Here is a 26,443-nt window from a genome sequence, read left to right on the forward strand (position 1 = left end):
TCCGCCTCAACTTTGCCGTTGAACACGCGGGCCATGATCCGATCATCTCTTCGCACCTTCTTCGCAGGCGCCCTGCTGCTTGCCGGGATTTTGACTGCTTTGCAGCCCGAGCGCGCAGCCGCGCAGGACGCCGGCGCCATGCAGATTTCCTGGGAGGTGCGCAACCGCTTCCGCCTGTTCCGCGAGGAGCGCGACTTCCTGCTTCATGTGGAGAACGCGCGCAACCGCAGCATCCTCGCCGCCGAGCAGTCGCTGGAGCTCCAGAGTGAGGGCCGCGGCTGGGCACGCAACATGGTCAACCGGCTCTGCATCGACCTCCAGGGCCGGGTCAATCAGCCCTGCACCCGCGACAACACCAAGGAAGACTACATCACCCCGGTCGACCACCCCGTCACCGTGCGCCTCGTCGGCGCGGTGCCGGTCGGCGCCACCTGCGCCTGGTCGTTCGACGACGGCGACGGCCCGCGACAATCGACCTTCGACTGCGCCGAACCGGTCAACCTGCGCGTCCGCTACGGCAAGCAGACGGTCGCGAGCGTCGACGTCTCCTCCGGCTCCGATCCGACCCAGCGCGTTCAGGCCGAGATCCAGGTCCGCGACGTCTTCGTCGCCGGCCTCGGCGACAGTATCGCCTCGGGGGAAGGCAATCCCGACCGGCCGCTGGCGCTGTCGGACGAAGGTTTCTGCTTCCGCTCCTATCTCGGCACCGCCGGCGGGCAATACTACCGGCCGAGCCGCGCCAGCTACAAAGGCGGACGCGCCTGCGAGGCGCCGGATACGCTCGCCAACTGGCAGCGCTACGGCGCGCTCTGGTTCAACTCCCCCTGCCACCGCTCGCTCTACAGCTACCAGGCCCGCACCGCGCTGGCGCTCGCGGTGCGCTACACCCACATCGCGGTGACCTTCCTGCCGCTCGCCTGCACCGGCGCCAGCATCGGCGACGGGCTGCTCGGCTCGCAGCGCGCCCGCGAATGCGCGCCCAGCAAGAACGGCAATTGCCAGACCAGCGTGAACGCGCAGGTCGCCGAGCTGCGCGAGGCGCTCACCGCGGCGAAAAAGCGCCAGCCGGACCGCACGCTCGACCTCGTGCTGCTCTCGGTCGGTGCCAATGATGTCTACTTCTCCGGTCTCGTCGCCGACGTCATCGTCGACACCGCGACCGAGCGCGCGCTGTTCCGCCGCTCCGGCGTGATGGCGAGCGTCGACGAATCCCGCGATGCGCTGGCGCGCGAGCTGCCGCAGAATTTCGTCAAGCTGCGCGAGGCGCTGAAGCCGCTCGTCGGCGGCGACCTCTCGCATGTGGTCTATGTCTCCTACGCCAATCCGGCGCTCGCCGACGGCGGCGTGCCCTGCCGCGGCGGCCGCGCCGGCTTCGACATTCATCCGTCCTTCAACGCCGACCCGCAGCGCCTCGCCCGCGTCTCGACCTTCGTCGACACCGAATTCCTGCCGCAGCTGAAGGGGCTCGCCACCTGCACCCGCGGCGCGCTGTGCCGCGATCCCGAAGCCGACCGCATGACCTTCGTCGACGCGCATCAGGCAGCGTTCGCCGATCACGGCTTCTGCGCCCATTCCGGCAACGATCCCGAATTCGACCGCACCTGCTTTGCCGAGAACGGCCAAAGCTTCAATCCGGACATCGTGACGGCGGCGAGCCAGCCGATGCTGTGCGGCCGCGGCGCCTCGGAGTATCGCGCCTATCTGCCGCGCGCCCGCTGGATCCGCGACGCCAACGACAGCTACTTCGCGGCGATGACCTACCCGCAAGGCCTGCCGGCCGCGAGCCAGCCGACCGACATCCACGACGCCACCTGGGGCGTGCTCTCCGCCGTCTATGGCGGCGCCGTGCATCCAAGCGCCGAAGGCCACGCCGCAATGGCGGATGCGGCGCTTCCCGCAGCGAGCGCCGTGCTCGGCCTCGATGCCGTGCCGCCGGGCGTGACGCGGGGACTATTGGCGCCGCTGTTGCCGGGCGCACAGCGGTAAGAAGCGAGAGCGAGCTCTCTCCACGCCGTCATTGCGAGCTCGTGGCTCGCCCTCCCCACACACCTGCTGTCATCGCCCGCGAAGGCGGCGATCCAGTACTCCGTGACGGCTGTGATTGAATCGAGAAGCCGCGGCGTACTGGATTCCCCGCCTTCGCGGGGAATGACAGTTGAGTGCGTGGCGCCAACGCATGCTCGTAAGCTCACGATCGTTCCCTCCCACCTGCCGTTCCATCAATCCAAAATCGGCATCGATCGATACTCCCTTCAACTTGGACACTCTGCCGCGCGCGCCTCTAGGAGTCGTGGTGAGGAAACATTTCGAGTTCTAGGGAGGCGCGTGATGAGCGCAGTGGTGTCCGCAGCGGACGTGAGGAGGTCTCGCGTCAGGCTGTTCATCGTGACCATGTTGTTCCTGGTCACGACCGTCAATTACGCCGACCGCGCCACGCTCTCGATCGCAGGCCCCGCGCTCTCCAAGGAGCTGCATCTCGATCCCGTCGCGATGGGCTACATCTTCTCGGCGTTCGGCTGGTCCTATGTGATCGCGCAGGTGCCGGGCGGCTGGCTGCTCGACCGCTACGGCTCGCGCCTCGTCTATGCCTTCAGCATCATCGTCTGGTCGCTGTTCACGATGATGCAGGGCTGGGTCGGCATCTTCAGCGCCGGCACCGCGATCGTCGTGCTGTTCGCACTTCGCTTCCTCGTCGGCATCGCGGAGGCGCCCTCCTTCCCCGCCAATGCCCGCATCGTCGCGGCCTGGTTTCCCGGCAACGAGCGCGGCACCGCGTCCGCCTTCTTCAACTCGGGACAGTATTTCGCCACCGTGATCTTCGCGCCGCTGATGGGCTGGATTGCCCACGCTTACGGCTGGCGCTTCGTGTTCTTCGCGATGGGCGCCCTCGGCATCGTCATGGGCCTCGTCTGGATCAAGACCATCTACGGCCCGAAGGAGCATCCCGGCATCAACGAGGCCGAGTTCGACTACATCAAGGAAGGCGGCGCGCTGGTCGATCTCGACGCGCCCAGAGACGATCTGAAGCAGGAGCGCGTGCCAGAGGCTGGCTCCGGGTGGGACCATATCCGCCAGTTGCTCTCCAACCGCATGATGCTCGGCGTCTATCTCGGCCAATACTGCATCAACACGCTGACCTATTTCTTCCTGACCTGGTTCCCGGTCTACCTCGTCAAGGAGCGCGGCCTGTCGATCCTGCAAGCCGGCTTCGTCGCGACGCTGCCCGCACTGTGCGGCTTCATCGGCGGCGTGCTCGGCGGCATCATCTCGGACGCGATCCTGCGCAGCACGGGGTCGCTGACCATGGCGCGCAAGATTCCGATCGTCGGCGGCATGCTGCTGTCGATGTCGATCATCGCCTGCAACTACGTCGACGGACAGGCGCTGGTGGTCGGCTTCATGGCGCTCGCCTTCTTCGGCAAGGGCATCGGTGCGCTCGGCTGGGCCGTCGTCTCCGACACCTCGCCGAAGGAAGCCGGCGGCGTCTCCGGCGGCCTGTTCAACACCTTCGGAAACCTCTCCTCGATCACCACCCCGATCGTGATCGGCTACATCCTGGCCGCGACCGGCTCCTTCAACGGTGCACTGCTGTTCGTCGGCGCCAACGCGCTGGTCGCCGCGTTCGCCTATCTCGTCGTGGTGGGCAAGATCGAGCGGGTGGTGCTCAAACGTTCCTCCTGAGGGCTCCCACGGGAGCTTGACCAGGCAACAAACGGCGGCCCCAAAAGCCGCCGTCTTTGTTTTGGGGATGATCGATGCTAGAAGTGCCGGGGAAACGCCTTATTCATCTAAGGCATGTATCGATGTTCGACCTCAACCAGCTCCGCTGTTTCGTCACGGTGGCGGAGGAACTGCATTTCGGCCGCGCCGCCGCGCGGCTGAACATGACCCAGCCGCCGCTCTCGCGGCAGATCCAGGTGCTCGAGCACATCATCGATGCGCCGCTGCTGGAGCGCACCAGCCGTTCGGTGCGCCTGACCCCTGCGGGCCGCAGCTTCCTGCCGGAGGCGCGGCGCATCCTGAAGCTTGCGGAAAGCGCCTCCCAGGTCGCCCGCCGCATCGCGCTGGGCAAGACCGGCTCGCTCAAGATCGGCTTTACGGCAGCGGCCGCCTACGGCTTCCTCCCCGAGCTCGTCGCGGCCTGCCGCGCCAAGCTGCCCGAAGTCGATTTCTCGCTGAAGGAGATGGTCTCCGGCGACCAGTTCGAGGCGCTCAGCTCCGGCCAGATCGACGCCGGCCTGCTCAGGCCGCCGATCGCGCGCCCTGAAGTTGCCAGCCGCCGTGTCGTCGCCGAGCCCCTGCTTGCCGCGATCCCGAAGAAGCACCCGTTGGCGAGCGCCGACAGCATCACCATCAAGGATTTCGACGACCAGCCCTTCGTGATGTATTCGCCCTATGAGAGCCGCTACTTCCACGATCTCCTGGTGGCGCTGTTCACCCGCGCCGACGTGCTGCCGCGCTATGTCCAGCACCTGAGCCAGATCCACTCGATCCTCGCCATGGTCCGTGCCGGCCTCGGCCTTGCCATCGTGCCGGCCGCGGCCGCAAGCCTGAAGATCTCCGACGTGCGGCTGCGCCCCCTGAAGCTGCGCACGCGTGTCCCGGTCGAGCTGTTCATGGTCTGGCGCCGCGACGACGAGAATCCGCTGCTGTCGGCGCTGGTCAAAATCGCAGGTGAGTTGTCCTCGGCGGAGACCATGGAAGATTGATGCTGATTTCGCATCAGTCGATATAGGCTTTGGCTTGGACGCGCATCGAACGGTCTCCTAAACCACGGCGCATGGACGCGCAGGCTTGCGTCCTCCACAACACGCAATTAGGGAGCCGCGCCCATGAGCAAGATGACCCCGCAGGAAATGGCCCAGAAGATCGGATCGGGCCTCCTGTCCTTCCCCGTCACGCCGTTCAAGGCGGATTACTCCTTCGACGAGGCGACCTACCGGGCCAACATGGACTGGCTGTGCGGCTATGACGTCGCAGGCCTGTTCGCCGCCGGTGGCACCGGCGAGTTCTTCTCGCTGACGCCGACCGAGGTTCCGCAAATCGTCAAGATCGCCGTCGAGGAGACCAAGGGCCGCGTGCCCGTGCTCGCCGGCACCGGCTATGGCACCGCGATCGCCCGCGAGATCGCTGTTGGCGCCGAGAAGGCCGGCGCCGACGGCCTGTTGCTGCTGCCGCCCTATCTCACCCATTCCGAGCAGGACGGCCTTGCCGCCCATGTCGAGGCGGTCTGCGCCGCCGTGAAGATCGGCGTCATCGTCTACAACCGCGACAATGCCATCCTCCAGCCCGACACGCTGGCCCGCCTCGCCGAGCGCTGCCCGAACCTCGTCGGCTACAAGGACGGCATCGGCGACATCGAGCTGATGACCCGCGTCTACACCAAGCTCGGCGACCGTCTCACCTATATCGGCGGCCTGCCGACCGCGGAAACCTTCGCGCTGCCCTATCTCGACATGGGCGTGACGACCTATTCCTCGGCCGTGTTCAACTTCGTGCCGGAATTCGCGACGAATTTCTACGCCGCCGTGCGCAAGCGCGATCACGCGACGATCCATGCCGGGCTGAAGGATTTCATCCTGCCGCTGATCGCGATCCGCAACCGCAAGAAGGGCTATGCGGTCTCGATCATTAAAGCCGGCATGAAGGTGATCGGCCGCGACTCCGGCCCGGTCCGCCCGCCACTGACCGATCTCACCGAGCAGGAGATTGCGGAGCTCACCGCGCTGGTCAAGAACCTGCCCGCCATCCGCTCGTCACAACAGGCTGCAGAATAACGACCAAACACAGCAGGGAGGAGCGCGCGATGGCCCAGACTGAAATCTCCGGCGCGCCAGTCGCCGGCGCACCGGTCGTCACGGCGATGCAGGTGATCCCGGTCGCGGGCCGCGACAGCATGCTCCTCAATCTGAGCGGCGCGCATGCGCCGTTCTTCACCCGCAACATCGTCATCCTCACCGACAATGCCGGCCACACCGGCGTCGGCGAGGTGCCGGGCGGGCAGAAGATCTGGCAGACGCTCCAGGATGCGCGCGATCTCGTCATCGGCAAGACCGTCGGCGCGATGAACAACATCCTCGCCGACGTCAGCACAGCCTTCGCCGATCGTGACGCCGGCGGCCGCGGCAAGCAGACCTTCGACCTCCGCGTCATGATCCATGCGGTCACGGCGATCGAGTCCGCGCTGCTCGACCTGCTCGGCCAGCATCTCAACCTGCCGGTCGCCGCGCTGCTCGGCGAAGGCCAGCAGCGCAAGAGCGTCGAGACGCTCGGCTATCTCTTCTTCGTCGGCGACATCCGCAAGTCCAGGCTCGACTACGTCACCGGCGAGACCGGCAAGGCGGAATGGTTCAACCTCCGCCATCAGGAAGCGATGACGCCGGAGACCGTGGTGCGGCTCGCGGAGGCCACCCACGACCATTACGGCTTCGCCGACTTCAAGCTCAAGGGCGGCGTGCTCCGCGGCGAGCAGGAGATCGAGGCCGTCACCGCGATCGCCAGGCGCTTTCCCGACGCGCGTGTCACGCTGGACCCGAACGGCGCCTGGTCGCTCGACGAGGCCGTCAGCCTCTGCAAGGACATGCACGGCATCCTCGCCTATGCCGAGGACCCCTGCGGCGCCGAGGCCGGCTTCTCCGGCCGCGAGATCTTGGCCGAGTTCCGCCGCGCCACGGGCCTGCCGACGGCGACCAACATGATCGCCACCGACTGGCGCCAGCTCTCCCACGCGCTGCGCCTGGGGGCGGTGGACATTCCGCTGGCCGATCCCCATTTCTGGACCATGCAAGGCTCGGTGCGCGTGGCCCAGACCTGCCGGGACAACGGCCTGACCTGGGGCTCGCACTCCAACAACCATTTCGACATTTCGCTCGCCATGTTCACCCATGTCGGCGCCGCCGCCCCGGGCAAGGTCACCGCGATCGACACCCACTGGATCTGGCAGGACGGCCAGGCGCTGACCAGGGAGCCGCTCCAGATCAAGGGCGGCAAGATTGCGGTCCCCGACAGGCCGGGCCTGGGTATCGAAATCGACAGGGCGGCCATCGACGCCGCGCATGACCTCTACAAGCAGCATGGACTCGGCGCCCGGGATGACGCTATTGCCATGCAGGACCTGATCCCCGGCTGGACGTTTGACGACAAGCGCCCGTGCCTCGTTCGGTAAGAAACTTCCCCTGGAGGAATGAGATGACTGCGATCCTGAAGAACTTCATCGGCGGCGAATGGGTCGACGGCTCCGGCGTCACCAAGAACATCAACCCCTCCAACACCAACGATCTCGTCGGCGAGTACGCCAAGGCCGACAAGGCGCAGACCGAGAAGGCGATTGCGGCAGCCAAGGCCGCCTTCCCCGCCTGGGCGCAGTCGACGCCGCAGGTGCGCTACGACGCGCTGAACAAGATTTCCCTCGAAATCCTCGCCCGCAAGGAAGAGCTCGGCCGCCTGCTCGCCCGCGAGGAAGGCAAGACGCTCCCCGAGGGCATCGGCGAGGTCGCCCGTGCCGGCCAGATCTTTGCATTCTTCGCCGGCGAAGCGCTGCGCCTGATCGGCGAGAAGGGTGCGTCCGTCCGTCCCGGTCTCGATGTCGAGCTCACCCGTGAGCCCGTCGGCGTCGTCGGCATGATCACGCCCTGGAATTTCCCGATCGCGATCCCCGCCTGGAAGATCGCGCCCGCGCTCTGCTACGGCAACACTGTCGTGTTCAAGCCCGCCGAGCTGGTGCCGGGCTCCGCGCATGCGCTGTCCGAGATCATCACCCGCTCCGGCATTCAGGCCGGTGTCTTCAACCTCGTCGTCGGCTCCGGCTCCGTGGTCGGCCAGACCCTGCTCGATCATCCCGACGTCGCCGCGATCTCCTTCACCGGCTCGGTGCAGACCGGGCGAAAGATCGCGCAGGCCTGCGTGCTGTCGAACCCGATGAAGAAGTTCCAGCTCGAGATGGGCGGCAAGAATCCGCTGGTCGTGCTCGACGACGCGGACCTCAAGACCGCCGTCGAAGTCGCCGTCAACGGCGCCTACTTCTCGACCGGCCAGCGCTGCACCGCCTCCTCGCGCCTGATCGTCACCGAAGGCATCCACGACCGCTTCGTCGCCGCGGTAGCCGAGCGCCTGAAGGGCCTGTCGGTGGACGACGCGCTCAAGGCGGGCGTGCATATCGGCCCCGTCGTCGACCAGAGCCAGCTCGACCAGGACCTGCGCTACATCAAGATCGGCCAGGACGAGGGCGCAAAGCTCGCCTTCGGCGGCGAGCTGCTCAAGCGCGAGACGCCCGGCCACTATCTCCAGCCGGCGCTGTTCACCGAAGCCAACAACAACATGCGCATCGCGCGCGAAGAGATCTTCGGCCCGGTCGCCGCCGTCATCCGCGCCAAGAACTACGAGGAGGCGCTCGCGATCTCCAACGATACCGAGTTCGGCCTCGCCTCCGGCATCTGCACCACCAGCCTGAAATACGCCTCGCACTACAAGCGCAACAGCGAGTCCGGCATGGTGATGGTCAACCTGCCGACCGCCGGCGTCGACTATCACGTGCCGTTCGGCGGCCGGAAGGGATCGAGCTACGGCGCCCGCGAGCAGGGCTCCTATGCGCGCGAGTTCTACACGACGGTGAAGACGGCCTACACCTATCCGGGTTGATGGGCTGATATCGTAGACATCGTAGGGTGGGTTAGCGCAGCGTAACCCACCTCTTCTGCTTCCGCGGACAGAGACATTGGTGGGTTACGCTGCGCTAACCCACCCTACAAATCCCGGAGTCCACTCATGGACCAGGACGTCGCAGCGAAGGAGCAGCCCCGCTACATCAAGCTCAACGAGCGCGACAATGTCGCGATCGTCGTCAATGATTTCGGGCTTCCCGCCGGCTCCCGCTTTGCCTGCGGACTGACGCTGCGCGCCTTTGTGCCGCAGGGGCACAAGACGGCGCTGGTCGATATCGCGCAGGATGCGCCGATTGTCCGCTATGGCGAGGTGATCGGCTACGCACTCTCGCCGATCCTGGCCGGTGAGTGGGTCGACGAGGCACGCATCCGCATGCCGGAAGCCCCCGCCCTCGACAAGCTCGAAATCTCGACCGCCGTGCCCGCTCCGCTGCCGCCGCTCGAAGGCTTTACCTTCGAAGGCTTCCGCAATCCGGACGGCTCGGTCGGTACCAAGAACATTCTCGGTATCTCCTCCTCCGTGCAATGCGTCAAGGGCACGATGGAATATGCGGTGAAGCGCATCCGCGCCGAGCTGCTGCCGAAGTATCCGAACGTCGACGACGTCGTGCCGCTGACGCATGCCTATGGCTGCGGCGTCGCCATCAACGCGCCCGACGCGGTGGTGCCGATCCGCACGCTGCAGAACCTGGCGCTCAACCCGAATTTCGGCGGCGAAATTCTGGTCATCAGCCTCGGTTGCGAAAAGCTCGCGCCTGAGCGGCTGGTGCCGGAAGGCGTCAGCGACGCCATCGTTCGCATGCAGGACGAGGCCTTCGACGGCTTTGGCGCGATCGTCGATGCCATCATGACCCAGGCCGAAGCACGCCTGAAAATCCTCAACAAGCGCACCCGCGAGACCTGCCCGGCCTCCGACCTCGTCATCGGACTGCAATGCGGCGGCAGCGACGCGTTCTCCGGCGTCACCGCGAACCCCGCGGTCGGCTTCGCCGCCGACCTCCTGGTGCGCGCCGGCGCCACCGTGATGTTCTCGGAAGTGACCGAAGTGCGCGACGCCATCCAGCTCCTGACGCGACGCGCGATCAACGAGGAGGTCGGCCGCGCGCTGGTGCGCGAGATGGCCTGGTACGATTCTTATCTCGCCCGCGGCGGTGCCGATCGCAGCGCCAACACCACGCCCGGCAACAAGAAGGGCGGTCTTGCCAACATCGTCGAAAAATCGCTGGGCTCGATCGTCAAGTCCGGCTCGTCCGCCATCACCGGCGTGCTCGCGCCCGGCGAGAAGGCGACGCAGAAGGGCATGCTGTTCGCGGCAACGCCCGCCTCCGACTTCATCTGCGGCACGCTCCAGCTCGCCTCCGGCATGACGCTGCAGGTATTCACCACCGGCCGCGGCACGCCCTACGGCCTTGCGGCTGCGCCCGTGATCAAGGTCGCAACCCGCAGCGAGCTCGCGCGGCGCTGGAAGGACCTGATCGACTTCGATTCGGGCAGCATCGCCACCGGCGAGAAGACCATCGAGGAGTGCGGCTGGGACCTGTTCCGCCTGATCCTCGACGTCGCCAGTGGCCGCACCAAACCGTGGTCGGACCGCTGGGGCATCCACAACGACCTCACGCTGTTCAATCCGGCGCCGGTGACCTGAGGGGTCACTGACTTTCCATCAGGTGCATGTCGCTCAGCGTGACCGGAAGGCTGCGCGTGACGAGATCCACTATCGCCGTGCGCAGCCGTTCCCCCGACGCCGGACCGTCAAACGTCTCGTCGACCGGCCCGCTCGGACCGGCGAGCCGCATGGTCCCGGTGTTGTCGAGCGGCGCGGCCGCCCGCTTCTCGATCACGTCAAACGACTTGCCGTCGATCACGCGGACCTCGTAGAGCGCGTGGATCAGGCCGTAGTCTGCGAGCAGCGTCCGGTATTGGACGAGCCCGATGCCCTCGACGTTGCGGCCGCTGCCGAGCTTGGATCTTGCCCTTGTAATGACGATGTAGGCATCCAGCCCCTGCGGAGCGACATCGCTGCGAACCAGCTCCTTGAATGGATCGCTGCGCAGCAGATTGACGGGCGCGACCGCCGAATCCCTGATCGCGGCGAACGCGGCGCGCCTGTAGCTCACCGGCTGCACGCGAAAGCGTCCGCTCAAGAGCTTCGTCGCCTGCTGGACGATCATCTCGTCGAGCCCCCAGGCGCTGATCGAGGCGCTCTGCCCGGTATTGCCGAGCGCGGTCAGCCCGGCCTGCGTCAGGCTCATCTCCTCGCCGATGGCCGAGACGATGCCGACGGTCTTGATCGCCTGGAGCCGGCTCGCGCGCGTCTCGAACGCCGCGGCGGCACTGAGGGCGACGGAAGCGACCGCGAGGGCAATCCATAGAACAGCATGACGGCGCATGGCGACCTATCGAATCCTGAAGTCGAACGAATAGGACGCGCCCAGGCCGATCGTGGTCTGGTTCGACGATCCCCGCAGCTTCACCAGCGGGCTGTCCGCGGCGTCGCCAAGCAGCTTCTCGTACTCGACATAGGCATGGACCTCCCACTGCGGATTGATGCGATAGGAGATCTGGCTGCCGAAGCCGACCGAGTGCGCACCGCCCCTGGCATCGTACATCGGCAGTCCCGACGCCAGCGCCTGCGTGGCATCGACGCCGAAATACGGTGCGGTCGCCTTGGTGCTTTTCCAGGTGAAGCGCGGGCCGGCCGAGATCGTAAGCCTCTGGATCAGCGGCACGATGACGTCGGCGGAAATGTCGGCCACCGCGCCGGTATGGCCACCCACGCCCTGGCGCAATTCGCTGCGCAGGCGCAGCCAGTCGACCGGGTAATATTCGACGAAGCCGCCGAGCTCGTATGCGGCTTTGACATCGCCGAGGCCTGTCAGCTCGGAATATTTGTCGCTCTTGCGCGACGAGACGTATTTGAATGCAGGCCCGGCGCGAAAATAGCCGACGTCGAGCAGCGCAATGCTGGCGCTGTCGCGGGGGCCGCGAAACTGGTCGATCGATCCGGCACGGCGAATGGAGAAGATCGGGATCGGGCGGAATTTTCCGTTCTTCGACCCGACGAAGTCCGGTGTGTATTCGCCGCCGATACCGACCATGACGGTCCAGTTGCCGGAGGGCGAGGGCAGCATCGGCAGGTCGAACGATGGGGCCGGCAGCGTGAACGCAGTCTGCGCCGATGCAGACTGAGGGATCGCCGTGATCGCGCCGAGCGCGGCAAGGAATGCACTCAGCAAACTCTGCTGCGCGCTCGCCGCACGATCGAGAGCGGCTTCGTCAAATTGCTTCATTACGGGGCCCCGGACCGGCCCTGCTGGGCCTGGTCGACTGGTGTGGTTGGAGCCACAGCATGTGATCCGGCAAAATTGCCCCAAGATTGCAGGGCGCAGGGCCACCGCCCCAATCCGTTCCCGGCGCTCGCCAGGTGCGCCGCAGGACCAACATTGCCCGAACATTGCCCGGGACGCGTTCACGCTCCTAACTTTGACCGCGCGTGCCGGTGAGCGCCCTCGTCCCTGCCTTTTATTCGCCAAGCTCGCTACCTTAAAGGGAACCTCGCGCACGAACCGAAATGCCGGAATTCGGCCAGGAAGCGTCAAGGTCGGGGTTTTGTTGCCCCAGCAGAGTCAAGGACGACCCGCGTGCGCTCCCTTGTGATCGAAGACGAACCGCAGATCGGCGCCTATGTCAGCCGGCTGCTCGGGCAATTGCACGGCGTCGTCGACCTCGTCGGCTCGATTGCCGACGCCCGCCAAGCGCTGGACAATTTCAAATACGATCTCGCCATCGTCGACCGGATGCTGCCGGACGGCGATGCGCTCGAGGTGGTCACGGCGCTGAGCCGGTCGCCGGAACGCCCCGCGATCATCATGCTGACGTCCAAGGACGCCAAGGAGGACGTCGTTGACGGCCTCAACGGCGGCGCCGACGACTATCTCGGCAAGCCGTTCGAGCCGCAGGAGCTGATCGCGCGGGTGCGCGCCGTGTTGCGGCGGCCTCGCCTGCTCGCGCCCGCGGTGCTGTCGCTCGGCAATGTCGAGCTGCATCTCGGCAGCAACGAGGCGGTGGTCGCCGACACCAAAATCCTGCTGCGGCGGCGCGAGGCGCTGATCCTCGGAGCGCTATTGATGCGGCGCGACCGTGTCATCACACGCGCCGCCCTGATCGAGGAGATCTACGGCTTCGACGACGAGATCGAATCCAACACGCTCGAAGCGCAGGTCTCGCGCCTGCGGAAGAAACTGGCCGCGCTCGGCGGCGACGTCGAGATCCGCAGCATGCGCGGCATCGGCTACATCCTGCGGCTGGCAACACCGCGATGACGTCGATCGCCCGGACCTTTGCGCTGTCGCTAGGTATCGCCGCGACGACGATTTTCCTGATCATGCTCGGCCTCTTCATCTGGCGCTATCCGATGGAGGAGCGCGAGTTCAGGGCTTGCCGGGTCGTGGCCGCCGTTCTCGATCGCGCCACCATAGTCGAAGGGCAGAACTTGACGGTGCGCCCGACGCGCGCCCTCGAGGAGCTGAAAGCGGATAGCCCGAACCTCTGGTACGTCGTGTCCGCGGGCGAGCTGGTCAGCGAGTATGGCAGCGAACGCCGGCCGGCCCTTCCCTTCGCGTTTCCCTATCACGGGCCTGTCGGCTCATCGGTCTTCAGCACGCTCGACCAGAAGAGCACCTTCTGCCTCGCCGTCGTGCAACGGGGGGCGTTGCGGCTCGCGATGATGGTCGGCGAGCCTCAAGTCCGTTTCGGCCGGATGGCGAGAAACTTTCTCATCCGCAGTATCTTTTCGATCACGCTGCTGGCGCTGGCCTTTGCCGCGACCGTTGCCGTCGGCGCGGCGCTGGCCGCGCGTTTCGTTTCACGCGGTATCGAACGGGTGGCGCTTCGCGCGCTCGCGATCGACCCTGCAGCGCCGCAAGGTCTGATCTCCCTGTCCGAGGTCCCCCGCGAGCTGAAGCCGCTGGTCGAGGCGCTGAACCGCGCCTTCGGCGAGATCGACGCCTATATCAGGATGCAGCGCCGCTTTCTCGGCAATGCCGCCCATCAGCTCCGCACGCCGCTCACGCTGCTGCGCGCGAAGATCGAGGACGTGGCCGAGCCGGCCCTGAAGGTCGAGCTGGTGCGGGACGTCCGCCGCCTCACCTCGCTGGTCTCCGCCATGCTCGACCTCGCGCGCCTGCAAAATCACGCGATCGAGAAGCGGCCAATCAATCTTGCCGAGATCACGCTGGACGTTCTGGCCGATTTCGGTCCCTCGGCGCTGGACGCCGGCATAGAGCTTGCGCTGGAGCGGGCCGACCAGGGACCGTTCCTGGTGCAGGGCGTGGACGCCGCCATTCGCAGCGCGCTCGCCAATCTCGTCGGCAACGCGCTCATCCACGCCCGTGGCGCGCGGCGCATCACCGCCACGCTCAGCCGCGATGGCGTCTCGATTCACGATGACGGCGCGGGCCTGCCCGATGGCGCCGAACACGGGCTGACCGAACCATTTCAGACCGGCAACAGCGCGCGCGATGGCGCGGGCCTCGGCCTGTCGATTGTGCGCGAGATCATGGCCGCCCACCGCGGCGAGCTGGTCATCTCTTCCGCGCCGAGTCATGGCACGACGATGCGCCTGCACTTTCCCGCGGCCAACGCGGCGGTCAAATCGCCGCAGCTTGATCTGCAAGAGCACTAGGCGGGCGCATCGGCGCTTCCGCGAAACCGTCCGGAAACATTGGCGCGAAAAACTTCTTCCTCGTTTCGTCCCTTCGCATCAAGCAACCAATATATTCGCCGAAGGCAATAGGAATGTTCGCACGCAAGCGAACCTGTTGCGGCATCGACGCGACCAAACCTCCGATTGCCATCTTCCACGGAGATTTTCCAATGCGTGTTCTCTCGATGATTGCCATTGCCGTCGCGATGATTGCGAGCTCGGCCGGGGCGCTTGCCGGCGAGCTTCCCTCTTACGAAATGAAGTCGTTTCCGATTTCGGCAACGCAGGTGCAGGTGCTCGGCGGCGCCGGCGTCGAGGAGCAGATGGCGGCGCCCGCGATGACTGTCGCCGGCATGCCCGCCTCGCCCGTGCAGGTCTCGGTGCTGTCGCCCCGCGTGAAGCGGCTCGCGAGCGCGGGTTCGGAGCGCGAGGCGCGCTAAGCGTCCGCCACCCGACGACGATCGCACAGCGTACGCTGAAGTTTCCACAACGGCATGGCCGGGCTCGTCCCGGCCATCCACGGCTTGCGCAGGGCATAAAGAACGTGGACGCCCGGGACGGGCCCAGGCAGGACGAGCCTCTTCCGCACCGTCAGGAATTCGGTGCTCGCACGCTTCTACGTCATGCTGCCCGGCATGAAGCAGCGCACGCGCGGATGGCCGTCGATGTAGTGCTTCCACACCATGGTGCGCCCGATCTTGTTCGGCTCGGTGATCACGGCGCCATCGGGTACGACCACCCATTCGTCGTCGAGATGCACACGATAGCGCCCCTTGTCGGATTCCCAATCGACATCGGCGACCACGTAGCCGTCGGCATCCGAGCAGCATTGTCCGTATTCGCTGTGCAGGCTCTCGAACCAGGGCTTGAGGGGCGAGTTGGCGTAGCGGCCGTCGTCGCGCGCCAGCGCCGAGGTCGCAAGCAGCGCCATCAGCCCCGGCAGCGCCGCCGCACATAGTCTTGCAAGTCGCATGTCGTCTCCGCGGATCGCAATCAGCGCCGCGAGGGACCAACACCGCCGTTCGCCGTCCGCGCGGTGGCGGCAGGCGTGGAAACGGCGACTCGCTCCCCAGCGGCTTTGCGACAGCTATGCAAATCCGGCGCCAGCGCGCATTCCGGGGAACTACGGCCGCACGGTGTGACCCCGGCCGGCGCGCAGTCCTGCCTATTCAACGCGCTGGCAATTTGCCGCGGCCGTTCTGGAGTCTTTCCTTGTTCCGCGAGGACGTGTACGAAACGGCCGCGGACGCGGGCCGCATCGTTTAATCAACTGTTTCAATTAGAGAAATCAGGTGTTGGCGTGACTGGCATTGGACCGTCAGCGCTATGAGTTCGAGAGAGTTGCTTCCTGGCCAGCAGGATCCGACCGACTTGCCCGCAAGCGAAGTGCAGTTTGCGCTCGTGATTTCGCGCATGCTCGATACGGTCAAGGACGACGCGGAAGCCAGGCGGCAGATGGTCTACGACCTTGCCCGCTACAAGCTCCAGGAGCAGTTCACCTACGCCGACGCCAAGAACATCGACCAGATGAAGCGGGCGCTCGAGGTCGCAATCGAGGAGGTCGAGAAGTTCTCGCGTGAAGAGGCGCCGCTGGAACGGTTGCCGTCACAACAGCTCACCTCGTCAAAGGCGACTGAGACGGGCGGTCGTCTGGTGTCCGGCGACGCGACCGTTTTGCGATCGAGGATCGAGATATCCCGCAGCAAGCTGCCTGCGATCTCGGGCCCGCTTCTACCGGTGATCAAGCGTACGGCGGCCATCCTGCTCGCTGTTGGCGCAGTCATCCTGATCGTCTCGCAGCGAGACAACATCGCCGCGCTGCGCCGGCAGATTTCGTCCCAGGCCCCGGAGATCGCGCAGGTATCGCCCAAGCCGGAGACGACGATCGCCGTCGCCAAGCCGGAAATGATCACCCTCGCCCCGCCTCCCCCAACGCGCGTATTGCCGACCGACTACGGCGTCTACGCGTTGATCGACGACAAATCGCTGGCGGAGTTGAATGCGACCGGCGTGATGGCGCCGGACATGCGCATCGCGATTTCACCGGAGTTCAAGAAGCCCGATCGCCCGCATCTGCCGAACGGCCGCGTCAAATTCATCGTGTTTCGGCGGGACGCCGCGAACGTGATCCCGGAGCGCGTCGAGGTTCGGGTCGTCGCAAAGATCGCCAGAGAGTTTTCGACCGATGCTGCAGGCAAGGATCTAGGCGGCGGAGAAGATGTCGGGGTGATCCGAAACTTCTCCTATCCGTTCCGGGCGTCGCCGATCCCGGGGAAGCCCGAGATGTACGAGCTTCACACCGGCGATTCAGGGCTTGAGCTTGCGCCGGGACATTACGTCCTGAGCCTGGGATCGCAGGCCTATTATTTCCAGGTCGACGGCGAGATCACCGATCCCCGGCAATGCCTCGAGCGGGTCGTCGCCGGCAGCGGCACCTTCTATGCGCCGTGCAAGAAGGCGCGGACGTATTGACTACTCCGTAGCCCGGGTCAGCGCAGCGATATCAGGGACAAGTGGTCCCGCATGTCGCTTCGCTCATGCCGGCTACAAGAGAATGCGGAAGCAACCCTACTGCTTTGGCGCCGGCGCCGTCATTGCGCCGCCCTTCTTCGCCGCGGGCGCCGGCTTCGTCGTCGTCGCGGCTGTCGCCTGTGCGGGCAGATATTTGGCGACGATGGCGGGATCGACCTGCGCGAGGTTGGCGTCCGGCAGGCGCGTCCAGGTCTCGTCCTTGCCGAACAGGGAGATGCCGAGGAAGCCGCGCATGGTCAGGGTCTGGCCATCGGGGCTCACCGTCATCTTGGCCTTCCAGATATTGCCGTCGCGCGGATTGACCACGTTACCGCCATCATATTTCAACCCGTCGCGCTTCATGTCGCGGATGAAGGACAGGCCGAGCACCGGGGCGTTCTTGCGATCGTCCGTGCACTTCGCGCAGACCTCGTTCGGATCGTCGCCGGGCCGCGGGAACGTCTTGGCGATCACGCCTTCGAACACACCGTTGTGGTCGACGAAGAGGAACCATCCCACCGTCTTGCCGTCCTCGACCTTCTGCCAGAGCCCCGCGGCGGTCGGCTGGGCCGACGTCGCAACGGGGGCCTGCGCCGCAGCCGGGCTCACCGCGCCGAGCGACAGCGCGAGCGCGAGGAGCGAGAGCAGCCGAAAGCTGGAAAACGGATTTCGCATTATGATCACCTTGCTATTCCACGACTGGAATGGCCGCAGACTACGGCGATTTCGCGAACGGTTCCAGCACCAGAAACATGGGGCATCGCCCTCCCGCCCCGCTCGCGGTCAGCTGACCCCGAGCTTCTTTTGCAGGCTGGAGGATGAGGTCGTGTACTGGAACACGAGGCGCTTCTCCGGATACACGTAGCGATGGGCTTTTTGCGACATCAGCGCGCCCTCGTGGAAGCCGCACAGGATCAGCTTGAGCTTGCCGGGATAGGTGTTGATGTCGCCGATGGCGAAGATGCCTGATACGTTGGTCTCGAACGCGGATGTCTCGACCGGCACCAGATTGTTCTCCAGCGCAATGCCCCAGTTCGCGACCGGACCGAGCTTCATGGTCAGCCCGAAGAACGGCAGCATGGTGTCGCAGGCGATCTCGGTGACGTTGTTGTCGTTGCCCTTGATCGTCGCGCCGGTCAGCTTGCCGTCCGCGCCGGCCAGCGAAGTGACCTGGCCGAGCCGGAGATCCATCTTGCCACCCGCGACCAGCGCGCGCATCTGCTCGACGCTGTGAGGGGCTGCGCGAAATTCGTCGCGACGGTGCAGGAGCGTGATGCGCTTGGCCACCGGATGCAGATTGAGCGTCCAGTCCAGCGCGGAATCGCCGCCGCCGACGATCAGCACGTTCTGGTCGCGGAACGTCTCCATCTTGCGCACGGCGTAATGCACCGAGGTGCCTTCATAGGCTTCGATGCCCGGCACCGGCGGACGCTTGGGCTGGAACGAGCCGCCGCCGGCCGCGATCACCAGCACCTTGCATTCGAACACCGTGCCGGCATCGGTGGTACAGCGAAATGCGGGATCGCCGATCTTCTCCACCGTCTCGACCATCTCTCCGAGATGGAAGGTCGGATGGAACGGCTTGATCTGCTCCATCAGCGCATCGGTGAGCCCCTGCCCCGAAACATGCGGAATGCCGGGAATGTCGTAGATCGGCTTTTCCGGATAGAGCTCGGCGCACTGGCCGCCGACCTTGTCCAGGATGTCGACGAAATGCGCCTTCATGTCGAGCAGGCCGAGCTCGAAGGCGGCGAACAGGCCGCAGGGGCCGGCGCCAATAATCAGCACATCGGTTTTGATCACGTCGCTCATGTCGTCTCTTTATCGGTCGTTATCGGTTGGACGGCGCCCTTTGGGCAGAGGTGACCCTGCCTGTCTAGCCAACGGGGATGGATCAGGGAAGGCATAAAAGCGGGAGCGACCCGCAGCCGCGCCCACTTGCCGGGTCAAAATAACTGGGCTGTAACGAGGGTGGATATGACGGAGATCAACCGGTGAACGCACCAAGCCGCCTCGATACGACGCCGCGCCTGGAGGACTACCCGTACCGCCTCAGCGACAACGTCCGCTTCGGCGATCTCGATCCCAACCAGCACGTCAACAACGCAGTCTATGCCACCTATTTCGAGACCGGCCGTGTCACGCTGATGAAGAGCCCGGACTACGGGCTGACGCCGCCGGGCCTCGCCTGGATCATGGTGCGGCTCGACATCCATTTCCGCGCCGAGCTGCACTGGCCGGGCACGATCGAGCTCGGTCTCGGCGTGGTGAAGCTGGGACGGACGTCAGTGACCTTCGAGCAGGTCGTGTTCTCGCAGGGAAAATGCATCGCCTCTGCGACGTCGGTCGGCGTCATGCTCGATGAGGCGACGCGGCGTCCGGCGCCGCTGACCGCGGAGATCGTCGAGAAGCTCAAACCCTGGCACAAGCGCGGCATCGAGGTTGCGCCGCCGAGCACCTGATGGAGCGGGACGGCTGGCTCAGGCCTGACGTTCCGGCGTCGCCACCACGAGACCGTCGAGATCGTCGCTCACCTTGATCTGGCAGGACAGGCGCGAGTTCGGGCGCACGTCGAAACCGAAGTCGAGCATGTCCTCCTCCATCGGAGTCGGGCTGCCGACCTTCTCGCGCCAGGCTTCGTCGACATAGACATGGCAGGTCGCGCAGGCACATGCGCCGCCGCATTCGGCCTCGATGCCGGGAATGCTGTTGCGGATGGCGGCTTCCATCACGGTTGCGCCGTTCTCGATTTCCACCGTACGGGTTTCGCCCTTGTGGTCGACAAAGTGGATCTTGGCCATGTGTGCTCGTGCTGCCGCGATGTTGGGAATGAAGGAGGGTCCGGGCTGTCCTATAACGGGTCGGTTAGCCCGGCGCCATAGCGTTTTGATGCGAGCTGGATCCCGGTTTGCGGGCAGAAAACGCGTCAAAACAAAAGACTAGGGACACCGCCGTTTGCGGGGTTGCCGGCCTAGTGTTTCAGGATCGCCTCGATGGCGGCGCGGGCGTCGGCCACGGCCTCCTTCAGCGCGGCGAAGGCGGGGAGCCGGTCGTGGCCGGTCCGGATCGCGGTCTCCAGGTGGGCGGCGGCGTCCGCTACGGCAAAGGCGCCGATTCCGCGGGCCGAGCCCTTGAGCTTGTGCGCGAGCGCGCCGGCCTCGGCCGGCAAATTGGTCATCGCGGCAAGCAGACGAACCGCCTGCTCGGCAAACATCGCCAGCACTTCCTGTTCCAGCTCGGCGTCGCCGAGCGTCATGCGGGAGAGGTGGTCGAGATCGAGCGGGCTGTCGACGGGCGCAAGCGGGGGCGAGGGCATCCATTCCATCCGTTGCAGTTCAGGCGTCATGGCGCAGGCCCCGGCATCGCGACGGTTCCGCCGGTTCGGCGGCGCGGTTCCTCCCACCCAAGCATGGAAATGGTTAACGAAATGTTTGGGTCGTTTGACGCAACTCCGCCCGTTTATTGACAAAAACTTGCCTCAATCGGCCGAGTCCGGTGGAGAATTCCATTTGTTGCTAAGGCGTTAGGGCGCAATCCTGTTAACGATGATTAAGATTGTCTTAATCGCAGGCATTTCATTCGCGACGCTCTGCCAATAGGATGTTGCAGAAATTGGCGGACAAGCCGTCCGGGTGGGGACGGCTCGATGATCCGCGCAAGCGGCATGATCCGGTCTGTGGGCTTGCGTAGCGCGCGGGGCTCGCGGGGGGACGCGTACAAGTAACGAGGGCTCGGACTGAACATGGCGAACACTCCGAAAAAGGTCAAAGACCCGACAGAAGTTGCGCTTTCTGCGATCCAGGAAGCCCTGAACATCAGCGACACCGCTGCGGACACCAGCCGCAACGCCTCGATGCGCAACGAAACGGCGTCGTCGGTGTCCCCCCCGGAGCCCCCGATCTTTGACGAGCCGAGCTTCGAGCCGCGCCCTGCCGCGAACGAGCGGGCCACCGTGTTCGATACGATCGAGGAGCCGCGCTCGACGCGCCGCGCCGCCAATGACGATCGCGAGACCATCGGCCAGCTGCTCCAGGCGCTTCAGAAGGGCCGCCCTGCCCGCAGCGTCTATACCTTCGCCACCATCTTCGCCGGCGTCTGGCTCGCTGCCTGCGCCGCGCTGACCGTCGGCTTCCTGCCCTCGATCCAGGCCGCCATGGGCCAAAGCGGCGGCGTGCTCGTCATCGCCGGCCTGATTGCGATGTTCTTCGCGCCGATCATGCTGTTCTACTTCCTCGCGAGCCTGGTCTGGCGCGGCCAGGAAATGCGCATGATCGCGCAGGCGATGGCGCAGGTCGCGATCCGCTTCTCCGAGCCCGAGGGCTCGGCCTCCGATTCCATGGTCACCGTCGGCCAGGCCATCCGCCGCGAGGTCGCGGCGATGGGCGACGGCATCGAGCGTGCGATTGCGCGCGCCGGCGAGCTTGAGACGCTGGTGGCCAACGAGGTCGCAGCGCTGGAGCGCGCCTATTCCGACAACGAGGTGCGCATCCGCGCCCTGCTCCAGGACATCGCGCATCAGCGCGACAACCTGGTCGGCCAGGCCGAGCAGGTCCGCAGCGCCATCTCCGGCGTGCAGATCGACCTGCGCCACGACATCGCGCTGATCTCGGACGCGATCGCCTCGCGCGTCGACGAGGTCGCCAAGAGCATCACCGGCGCGCTCGAGGAGCGCGGCGCCCACATCACCGGCGCCTTGAGCAATGCCGGCGACAACATGATCCTCGCGCTCGGCGAGCGCGGCGGCGACCTGCTCGACCGCCTCGAGGAAGCCAGCAACGAGACCACGCGCGCCGTGCTCGATGCCAGCGAGCGGCTGACCACCAGCCTCAACTTCAAGACCGGCCACGTCCACGACGAGTTCGTCGACCTCGCCGACCGCGTCCACGAGATGCTGAACGAGCGCATCGACCGCATCACCGGCGAGTTCGAGCAGCGCTCCGCCGCGATCGTCGACGGCATCTCCGAGCGCACCGAGCAGGTGCACGATAGCCTGAAGAATTCGTCGGACTCCCTGCTGCTCGAGCTCGAGCTGCGCTCCAACGACATCTCCGCCAAGATCGACGACGCCGGCAACCGGCTCGCCAACCAGATCATGACCTCCGGCGACAAGGCGAGCGAGGCGCTCGACGCCACCGTCAACACCCTCGTCGCCAAGGTCGTCAGCCAGACCGAGACCGCGCACGACTCGCTGTCGCTCCAGATGAGCGCGTTCGACGAACTGGTGAAGAACCAGGGCACCGAGCTGGTCGAGAAGTTCGCCCGCGACTCCGGCACGCTGGGCGCGCTGATCACCCGTCACATCTCCGAGTTCGACCGCACCGTGAAGACGTTCGGCGGCGAAGTCGTCGAGCGCATGGGCCAGCGCACGCAGGACATCGCCGAGACGCTGAAGACCTATGTCGACAATTTCGACACCCGCTTCACATCGAACGGCGGCCAGATCACTGCCGTACTGGACCAGCGCCTGATGCAGTTCGAGACCACGGTCGGCGAACGCGTCACCAACCTCGATGCCTCGCTGAACGGCAAGATCGCCAGCCTCGACAGCACGATCGACGGCCACATCAAGACCTTCGACGCGCAGCTCGGCGGCCGTGTCACCGCACTCGAACAGTCGTTCGACACCCGCGCGAGGTCCGTCACCGAGACCATCGACGGGCGTCTCAACACGCTCGCCACGTCGCTGACCGACGGTGCCACGCAGGCGATCCAGTCCATCGACTCCCGCCTCACTCATCTCACGACGTCGCTGACAGGAGGCGCCTCGCAGGCGCTCGAGTCCATCGACTCCCGCCTCACCAGCCTCACGACGTCGCTGACCGACGGCGCCTCTCAGACGATCCAGACGATCGATACGCGCCTGACGCACCTCACGACGACGCTCACCGGCGGCGCCTCGCAGGCGCTCGAATCCATCGACTCCCGCCTCACCTACCTGAACAACGCGCTGACGAACGGCGCCTCGCAGGCCGTGCAGTCGATCGACACACGCCTCACGCTCCTGACCTCGACGCTCACCGACGGCACCGCGCAGGCGATCGAGGCGGTCGACCGCCGCATCACCAGCGTCGCCGAGATCATCGACGGCCGCAGCACGCATCTGACCGACACGGTCACGGCGCGCTTCCAGGACATCCAGCAGGCCATCGAGACCAAGGTCGGCTCGGTCGCCAGCGACATCGACGTGCGCGTGGCGCAGTTCGAGGACCTGCTCGGCTCGCGCGTCGAGGCCGTCGCCGGCCGCATCGAGAGCAGCGGCCGCCAGGCCAGCGAGGACATGATGTCCCGCGCCGAGATGATCTCGACCGCGATCCGCTCGCATGTCGAGGACGCCGAGCGCTCGCTCACCAACCTGGTCGTCAACACCAGCGAGACCATCCAGACCGGGGCGCGCACCGCCCAGCAGTCGCTGATGACGGTCTCCTCCGACGTCAACGCCCAGCTCAAGATGACCTCCTCCGAGGTCGAGCGCGCGCTGACCGCGGTCGGCACCGGTGCTGCGAACTCGATCCTGACCAGCGCCCGCGAAGCGCAGTCGACGCTGGTTGCCGCCTCGGGCGATGCCTCCAACCAGATCAAGGGGCTCGCGGCCGACGTCGAACGCACGCTGTCGGCGGCCGGCTCTGCGACCGCAGCCTCGATCCTGGCCGGTGCCCGCGAGGTGCAGACCACGCTCGTCACCGCATCTTCGGACGCGGCCAACCACGTCAAGACGCTCACCGCCGACGTGCAGCGCTCGCTGTCGATGGCCGGCGCCACCACGGCGGAATCCATCACCGCCGGCGCCCGCGATGCGCAGAGCACGCTGATCGCGGCCTCGAGCGAGACCGCCAACCAGATCAAGGCACTGTCCTCGGATGTGCAGCGTTCGCTCTCGATGGCGGGCACCGCGACGGCCGAGACCATCACGACCGGCGCCCGCGAGGCGCAGAACACCCTGGTCACGGCGTCCTCGGATGCGGCGAGCCAGGTCAAGTCGCTCGCGGCCGAAGTGCATCGTTCGCTCTCGCAGGTCGGCCAGTCGACCGCCGAGACGATCACGACCAGCGCCCGCGACGCCCAGAGCACCCTGCTCGCGGTCTCGGCCGAACAGACCAGCCAGGTCCGTTCGCTCGCGGCCGAGATGCAGCGCGCGCTGGCGACCGCCGGCGGCGCCACCATCGAGGCGCTCACCAGCGGCGTGCGCGAGGCCCAGGGCACGCTGATCTCCGCTTCGACGGACGCGGCGGGCCAGATCAAGTCGCTGACCACGGACATCGAGCGCACGCTGACCGCGGTCGGCGCCGACACCGCCTCGACCATCCTCAACAGCGCGCGTGAGGCCCAGACCTCGCTGACCTCGACCTCGGCGGATGCCGCGAGCCAGATCCGCACGATCTCGACCGAGATCGAGCGTGCGCTGAGCGCGGCCACCGCGAACGCGACCAACGACATCCAGACCAGCGCGCTCAACGCCCAGAACGCGCTGATCTCCGCCTCCAACGAGGCGAGTTCGCGGGTCAAGTCGAGCTCGGCCGACGTCGAGCGCTCCGTGCTCGCCGCCAGCAGCAGCTTCGGCCAGGCCATGACCGGCAAGACCGACGAGATCGTCACCTATGTGCAGCAACAGGCCGACCGTCTGTCGAACATGATCGACGCCAAGCGCGGCGCCCTGATCGATGCGATCGGCTCCAAGACCAGCCAGCTCACGCTCGACATCGACCGCGTCACCTCGGACGCGCTGAAGTCGATCGAGACCCGCGGCCATGCGTTCTCGCAGACCATGATGGGCAACGGCTCCGAAGTCGCCCGCACCATCAACGCGGCAAGCGAGATCGCCACCGGCGCGGTCGGCAAGTCGCTCAAGGACCTCGAGCAGGCCTCACGCGCGGCGATCGACCAGTCGCGCCAGGTCTCGATCGCGGCCGTCACCGAGATGCAGGAGACCAGCAAGATCCTGCGCACCGACACGGTCGCCCTGTTCGAGCGTCTGCGCGAAGGCAACATCCTCCTCCAGGAGGTGCTGACCGGTGCGCACGACAACCTCAACTCGCTCGAGCGGGCGCTGGTGACCCGCGTTGCCGACTTCGTCTCGGCGATGAACGACGTCACCTCGCGCAACGGCGCTGCGACGCAGAACCTGGAAGACCAGCTCAACGTGTTCAACACGAAGACCACGCGGGCGCTCCAGGATCTCGGCGAGCTGTCGACCCAGTTCGACGCGCACGGCAAGGCGCTCGTCGAGGCTGCCCAGGTCGTCGAGGTGAGCAACAAGAACACCACCGCCTCGCTCGCCGAACGCAAGCAGGCGCTGGAATCGCTCGTCACCACGATCGACCTGCGCACGGCCGATCTCGACCAGCGCCTGTCGCGCTTCACCGGCCTGCTCGATGAATCGCTGGCCGCGGCCGAAGAGCGTGCCCGCGACATCGCCCGCGTCGTCGCGGAGACCGCCGGCGCAGGCTCCGCCGCAATCACCCGCCAGTTCGAGGCGGTGCGCGCGGCATCCGAGGAAGAGCACCGGCAGACCCTCGACGCCATGCACGACATCTACCGCCAGACCACGGACGAGGCGGATGCGATGTTCAAGCAGTCGACGGAGAAGTTCTCCAACCTCGTCTCCAGCATGAAGCAGATGGCCTTCGAGATGCACAACGAGCTCGAAGCCACCCGCAACGAGCTGCGCCGCGGCGTGCTCGAGATGCCGCAGGAGGCCGCCGAGAGCACTGCGCAGATGCGCAAGGTGATCGTCGACCAGATCGAGGCCCTCGCCGAGCTCAACCGCATCGTGGCCCAGCATGGCCGTGGCCTCGACGTCTCGACGGCGGGCCGCGCCAGCGTGCAGCGCCAGGAAGAGCCGATGCTGGCGGCCGTCGGCGCGCGCAGCACCGAGACCCGCATCCGCGACACCGGCAGCGCCTCGACGCTGCCGCCGCCGGACCTCGGCATGCCGGCCACCTCGCGCCGCACCGAAGCCCCGCCGGTTGCACCTGGCGGCAACGACCAAGGCCGCGACGGCTGGCTGTCGGACCTCTTGAACCGTACGGACGCCAACCAGGGCGCTCCGACCGGACGCGAGGCCCCGCGCGGCCGCCCGGCTGCACCGGCTCCGCAGCCGCAAGCTCCGCAAGGTAACGGCAATCCGCTGGAATCGCTGTCGCTCGACATCGGCCGGCTGATGGACCGCAACCTCGCCGCCGAGATGTGGGACCGCTACCAGCGCGGCGAGAACAAGGCCTTCACCAAGCGCCTCTACACGCCCGCCGGCCAGAAGGCCTTCGACGAGGTCGCCCGCAAATATCGCGCCGACCGCAACTTCAAGGGCACGGTCGACCGCTATGTCGCCGAGTTCGAGCGCCTGCTCGACGAAGTCGCCCGCGACGGCCGCGGCCCGCAGGAGCTGCGCAGCCACCTGACCTCGGAGACCGGCCTCGTCTACACCCTGCTCGCCCACGCGGCGGGCCGGCTGGGGTGAGCGGCAAGTAGCGACAACGAATAGCGAATGAAAACGGAGGCCTCACGGCCTCCGTTTTTGCTTTGAGCTCGTCATCGGGCCAACCATTCGATGCGGGTCGGTGGATCGCGGCGT

Annotated in this window: 20 protein-coding genes; 13 read left to right on the plus strand and 7 right to left on the minus strand. The window is 66.2% G+C overall.

Features of this window, described 5'->3' with window-relative positions; genetic code table 11:
• Positions 1-33: 33 nt before the first annotated feature.
• From E4K65_RS13760 to garD, 7 genes are all read left to right on the plus strand, one after another.
• Positions 34-1,986, plus strand: coding sequence for an SGNH/GDSL hydrolase family protein (locus E4K65_RS13760; protein WP_135174618.1), 1,953 nt, complete (start codon positions 34-36; stop codon positions 1,984-1,986).
• A 342-nt stretch (positions 1,987-2,328) separates the two neighbouring features.
• Positions 2,329-3,681: an MFS transporter gene (locus tag E4K65_RS13770; RefSeq protein ID WP_167770789.1), complete on the plus strand. Its 1,353-nt coding sequence runs from the start codon at positions 2,329-2,331 to the stop codon at positions 3,679-3,681.
• A gap of 122 nt (positions 3,682-3,803) precedes the next feature.
• The gene (locus E4K65_RS13775) at positions 3,804-4,709 is read left to right on the plus strand and encodes a LysR family transcriptional regulator (protein ID WP_011088611.1); all 906 of its coding nucleotides are present in this window, start codon (positions 3,804-3,806) and stop codon (positions 4,707-4,709) included.
• Between the two features lie 123 nt (positions 4,710-4,832).
• The gene (kdgD, locus tag E4K65_RS13780; protein ID WP_027548051.1) at positions 4,833-5,777 is read left to right on the plus strand and encodes a 5-dehydro-4-deoxyglucarate dehydratase; all 945 of its coding nucleotides are present in this window, start codon (positions 4,833-4,835) and stop codon (positions 5,775-5,777) included.
• 29 nt (positions 5,778-5,806) lie between these two features.
• A complete protein-coding gene (gene gudD / locus E4K65_RS13785) occupies positions 5,807-7,165 on the plus strand; it encodes a glucarate dehydratase (RefSeq protein ID WP_135174620.1) in 1,359 nt (452 codons plus the stop codon).
• 23 nt (positions 7,166-7,188) lie between these two features.
• Complete coding sequence (locus tag E4K65_RS13790) at positions 7,189-8,637, plus strand: aldehyde dehydrogenase family protein (protein WP_135174621.1); 1,449 nt, start codon at positions 7,189-7,191, stop codon at positions 8,635-8,637.
• Positions 8,638-8,763: 126 nt separating this feature from the next.
• Entirely contained in the window at positions 8,764-10,305 is a 1,542-nt protein-coding gene (garD, locus tag E4K65_RS13795) for a galactarate dehydratase (protein WP_135174622.1), read from the plus strand.
• Positions 10,306-10,309: 4 nt separating this feature from the next.
• On the opposite strand, the gene E4K65_RS13800 is transcribed toward garD, so the two are convergent.
• Positions 10,310-11,050: a hypothetical protein gene (locus E4K65_RS13800; protein ID WP_135174623.1), complete on the minus strand. Its 741-nt coding sequence runs from the start codon at positions 11,048-11,050 to the stop codon at positions 10,310-10,312.
• A gap of 6 nt (positions 11,051-11,056) precedes the next feature.
• Positions 11,057-11,950: a MipA/OmpV family protein gene (locus tag E4K65_RS13805; RefSeq protein WP_167770790.1), complete on the minus strand. Its 894-nt coding sequence runs from the start codon at positions 11,948-11,950 to the stop codon at positions 11,057-11,059.
• Between the two features lie 351 nt (positions 11,951-12,301).
• On the opposite strand from E4K65_RS13805, the gene E4K65_RS13810 reads away from it, so the two are divergent.
• The 3 genes from E4K65_RS13810 to E4K65_RS13820 all read left to right on the plus strand — a co-directional run bounded on the left by E4K65_RS13810 (position 12,302) and on the right by E4K65_RS13820 (position 14,804).
• Positions 12,302-12,982: a response regulator transcription factor gene (locus tag E4K65_RS13810; RefSeq protein WP_028173254.1), complete on the plus strand. Its 681-nt coding sequence runs from the start codon at positions 12,302-12,304 to the stop codon at positions 12,980-12,982.
• On the plus strand, positions 12,979-14,343 hold the full coding sequence (locus E4K65_RS13815) for a sensor histidine kinase (protein WP_135174624.1): 1,365 nt from the start codon (positions 12,979-12,981) through the stop codon (positions 14,341-14,343). The genes E4K65_RS13810 and E4K65_RS13815 overlap by 4 nt, the downstream gene beginning before the upstream one ends.
• Positions 14,344-14,534: 191 nt before the next feature.
• A complete protein-coding gene (locus E4K65_RS13820) occupies positions 14,535-14,804 on the plus strand; it encodes a hypothetical protein (protein WP_235885632.1) in 270 nt (89 codons plus the stop codon).
• A 176-nt stretch (positions 14,805-14,980) separates the two neighbouring features.
• Here the strand turns inward: E4K65_RS13820 and E4K65_RS13825 are convergent, their stop codons facing one another.
• The gene (locus tag E4K65_RS13825; protein ID WP_135174626.1) at positions 14,981-15,337 is read right to left on the minus strand and encodes a hypothetical protein; all 357 of its coding nucleotides are present in this window, start codon (positions 15,335-15,337) and stop codon (positions 14,981-14,983) included.
• A gap of 398 nt (positions 15,338-15,735) precedes the next feature.
• Between E4K65_RS13825 and E4K65_RS13830 the strand changes: the two genes are divergently transcribed.
• Positions 15,736-16,836 (plus strand): hypothetical protein, encoded by a 1,101-nt coding sequence (locus E4K65_RS13830; protein ID WP_235885633.1) that lies wholly within the window; start codon positions 15,736-15,738, stop codon positions 16,834-16,836.
• A gap of 96 nt (positions 16,837-16,932) precedes the next feature.
• Here the strand turns inward: E4K65_RS13830 and E4K65_RS13835 are convergent, their stop codons facing one another.
• Positions 16,933-17,550, minus strand: coding sequence for a DUF2147 domain-containing protein (locus E4K65_RS13835; protein WP_167770791.1), 618 nt, complete (start codon positions 17,548-17,550; stop codon positions 16,933-16,935).
• A gap of 108 nt (positions 17,551-17,658) precedes the next feature.
• Positions 17,659-18,687 (minus strand): NAD(P)/FAD-dependent oxidoreductase, encoded by a 1,029-nt coding sequence (locus E4K65_RS13840; protein WP_135174629.1) that lies wholly within the window; start codon positions 18,685-18,687, stop codon positions 17,659-17,661.
• A 182-nt stretch (positions 18,688-18,869) separates the two neighbouring features.
• Between E4K65_RS13840 and E4K65_RS13845 the strand changes: the two genes are divergently transcribed.
• On the plus strand, positions 18,870-19,337 hold the full coding sequence (locus E4K65_RS13845) for an acyl-CoA thioesterase (RefSeq protein WP_135174630.1): 468 nt from the start codon (positions 18,870-18,872) through the stop codon (positions 19,335-19,337).
• Between the two features lie 18 nt (positions 19,338-19,355).
• On the opposite strand, the gene E4K65_RS13850 is transcribed toward E4K65_RS13845, so the two are convergent.
• Complete coding sequence (locus tag E4K65_RS13850) at positions 19,356-19,676, minus strand: 2Fe-2S iron-sulfur cluster-binding protein (RefSeq protein ID WP_018642875.1); 321 nt, start codon at positions 19,674-19,676, stop codon at positions 19,356-19,358.
• Between the two features lie 170 nt (positions 19,677-19,846).
• Complete coding sequence (locus E4K65_RS13855; protein ID WP_135174631.1) at positions 19,847-20,221, minus strand: Hpt domain-containing protein; 375 nt, start codon at positions 20,219-20,221, stop codon at positions 19,847-19,849.
• Between the two features lie 396 nt (positions 20,222-20,617).
• Between E4K65_RS13855 and E4K65_RS13860 the strand changes: the two genes are divergently transcribed.
• Positions 20,618-26,329 (plus strand): apolipoprotein A-IV repeat region-like domain-containing protein, encoded by a 5,712-nt coding sequence (locus E4K65_RS13860; protein ID WP_135174632.1) that lies wholly within the window; start codon positions 20,618-20,620, stop codon positions 26,327-26,329.
• Positions 26,330-26,443: the final 114 nt, after the last annotated feature.

It is taken from the genome of Bradyrhizobium niftali, from assembly GCF_004571025.1.
GTDB lineage: Bacteria > Pseudomonadota > Alphaproteobacteria > Rhizobiales > Xanthobacteraceae > Bradyrhizobium > Bradyrhizobium niftali.

Coding starts and splice junctions, on each gene's coding strand:
- E4K65_RS13760 (WP_135174618.1), top strand. CDS start 34: ATGATCCGATCATCTCTTCGCACCTTCTTCGCAGGCGCCCTGCTGCTT.
- E4K65_RS13770 (WP_167770789.1), top strand. CDS start 2,329: ATGAGCGCAGTGGTGTCCGCAGCGGACGTGAGGAGGTCTCGCGTCAGG.
- E4K65_RS13775 (WP_011088611.1), top strand. CDS start 3,804: ATGTTCGACCTCAACCAGCTCCGCTGTTTCGTCACGGTGGCGGAGGAA.
- kdgD (WP_027548051.1), top strand. CDS start 4,833: ATGAGCAAGATGACCCCGCAGGAAATGGCCCAGAAGATCGGATCGGGC.
- gudD (WP_135174620.1), top strand. CDS start 5,807: ATGGCCCAGACTGAAATCTCCGGCGCGCCAGTCGCCGGCGCACCGGTC.
- E4K65_RS13790 (WP_135174621.1), top strand. CDS start 7,189: ATGACTGCGATCCTGAAGAACTTCATCGGCGGCGAATGGGTCGACGGC.
- garD (WP_135174622.1), top strand. CDS start 8,764: ATGGACCAGGACGTCGCAGCGAAGGAGCAGCCCCGCTACATCAAGCTC.
- E4K65_RS13800 (WP_135174623.1), bottom strand. CDS start 11,050: ATGCGCCGTCATGCTGTTCTATGGATTGCCCTCGCGGTCGCTTCCGTC.
- E4K65_RS13805 (WP_167770790.1), bottom strand. CDS start 11,950: ATGAAGCAATTTGACGAAGCCGCTCTCGATCGTGCGGCGAGCGCGCAG.
- E4K65_RS13815 (WP_135174624.1), top strand. CDS start 12,979: ATGACGTCGATCGCCCGGACCTTTGCGCTGTCGCTAGGTATCGCCGCG.
- E4K65_RS13820 (WP_235885632.1), top strand. CDS start 14,535: ATGCGTGTTCTCTCGATGATTGCCATTGCCGTCGCGATGATTGCGAGC.
- E4K65_RS13825 (WP_135174626.1), bottom strand. CDS start 15,337: ATGCGACTTGCAAGACTATGTGCGGCGGCGCTGCCGGGGCTGATGGCG.
- E4K65_RS13835 (WP_167770791.1), bottom strand. CDS start 17,550: ATGCGAAATCCGTTTTCCAGCTTTCGGCTGCTCTCGCTCCTCGCGCTC.
- E4K65_RS13840 (WP_135174629.1), bottom strand. CDS start 18,687: ATGAGCGACGTGATCAAAACCGATGTGCTGATTATTGGCGCCGGCCCC.
- E4K65_RS13850 (WP_018642875.1), bottom strand. CDS start 19,676: ATGGCCAAGATCCACTTTGTCGACCACAAGGGCGAAACCCGTACGGTG.
- E4K65_RS13855 (WP_135174631.1), bottom strand. CDS start 20,221: ATGACGCCTGAACTGCAACGGATGGAATGGATGCCCTCGCCCCCGCTT.
- E4K65_RS13860 (WP_135174632.1), top strand. CDS start 20,618: ATGGCGAACACTCCGAAAAAGGTCAAAGACCCGACAGAAGTTGCGCTT.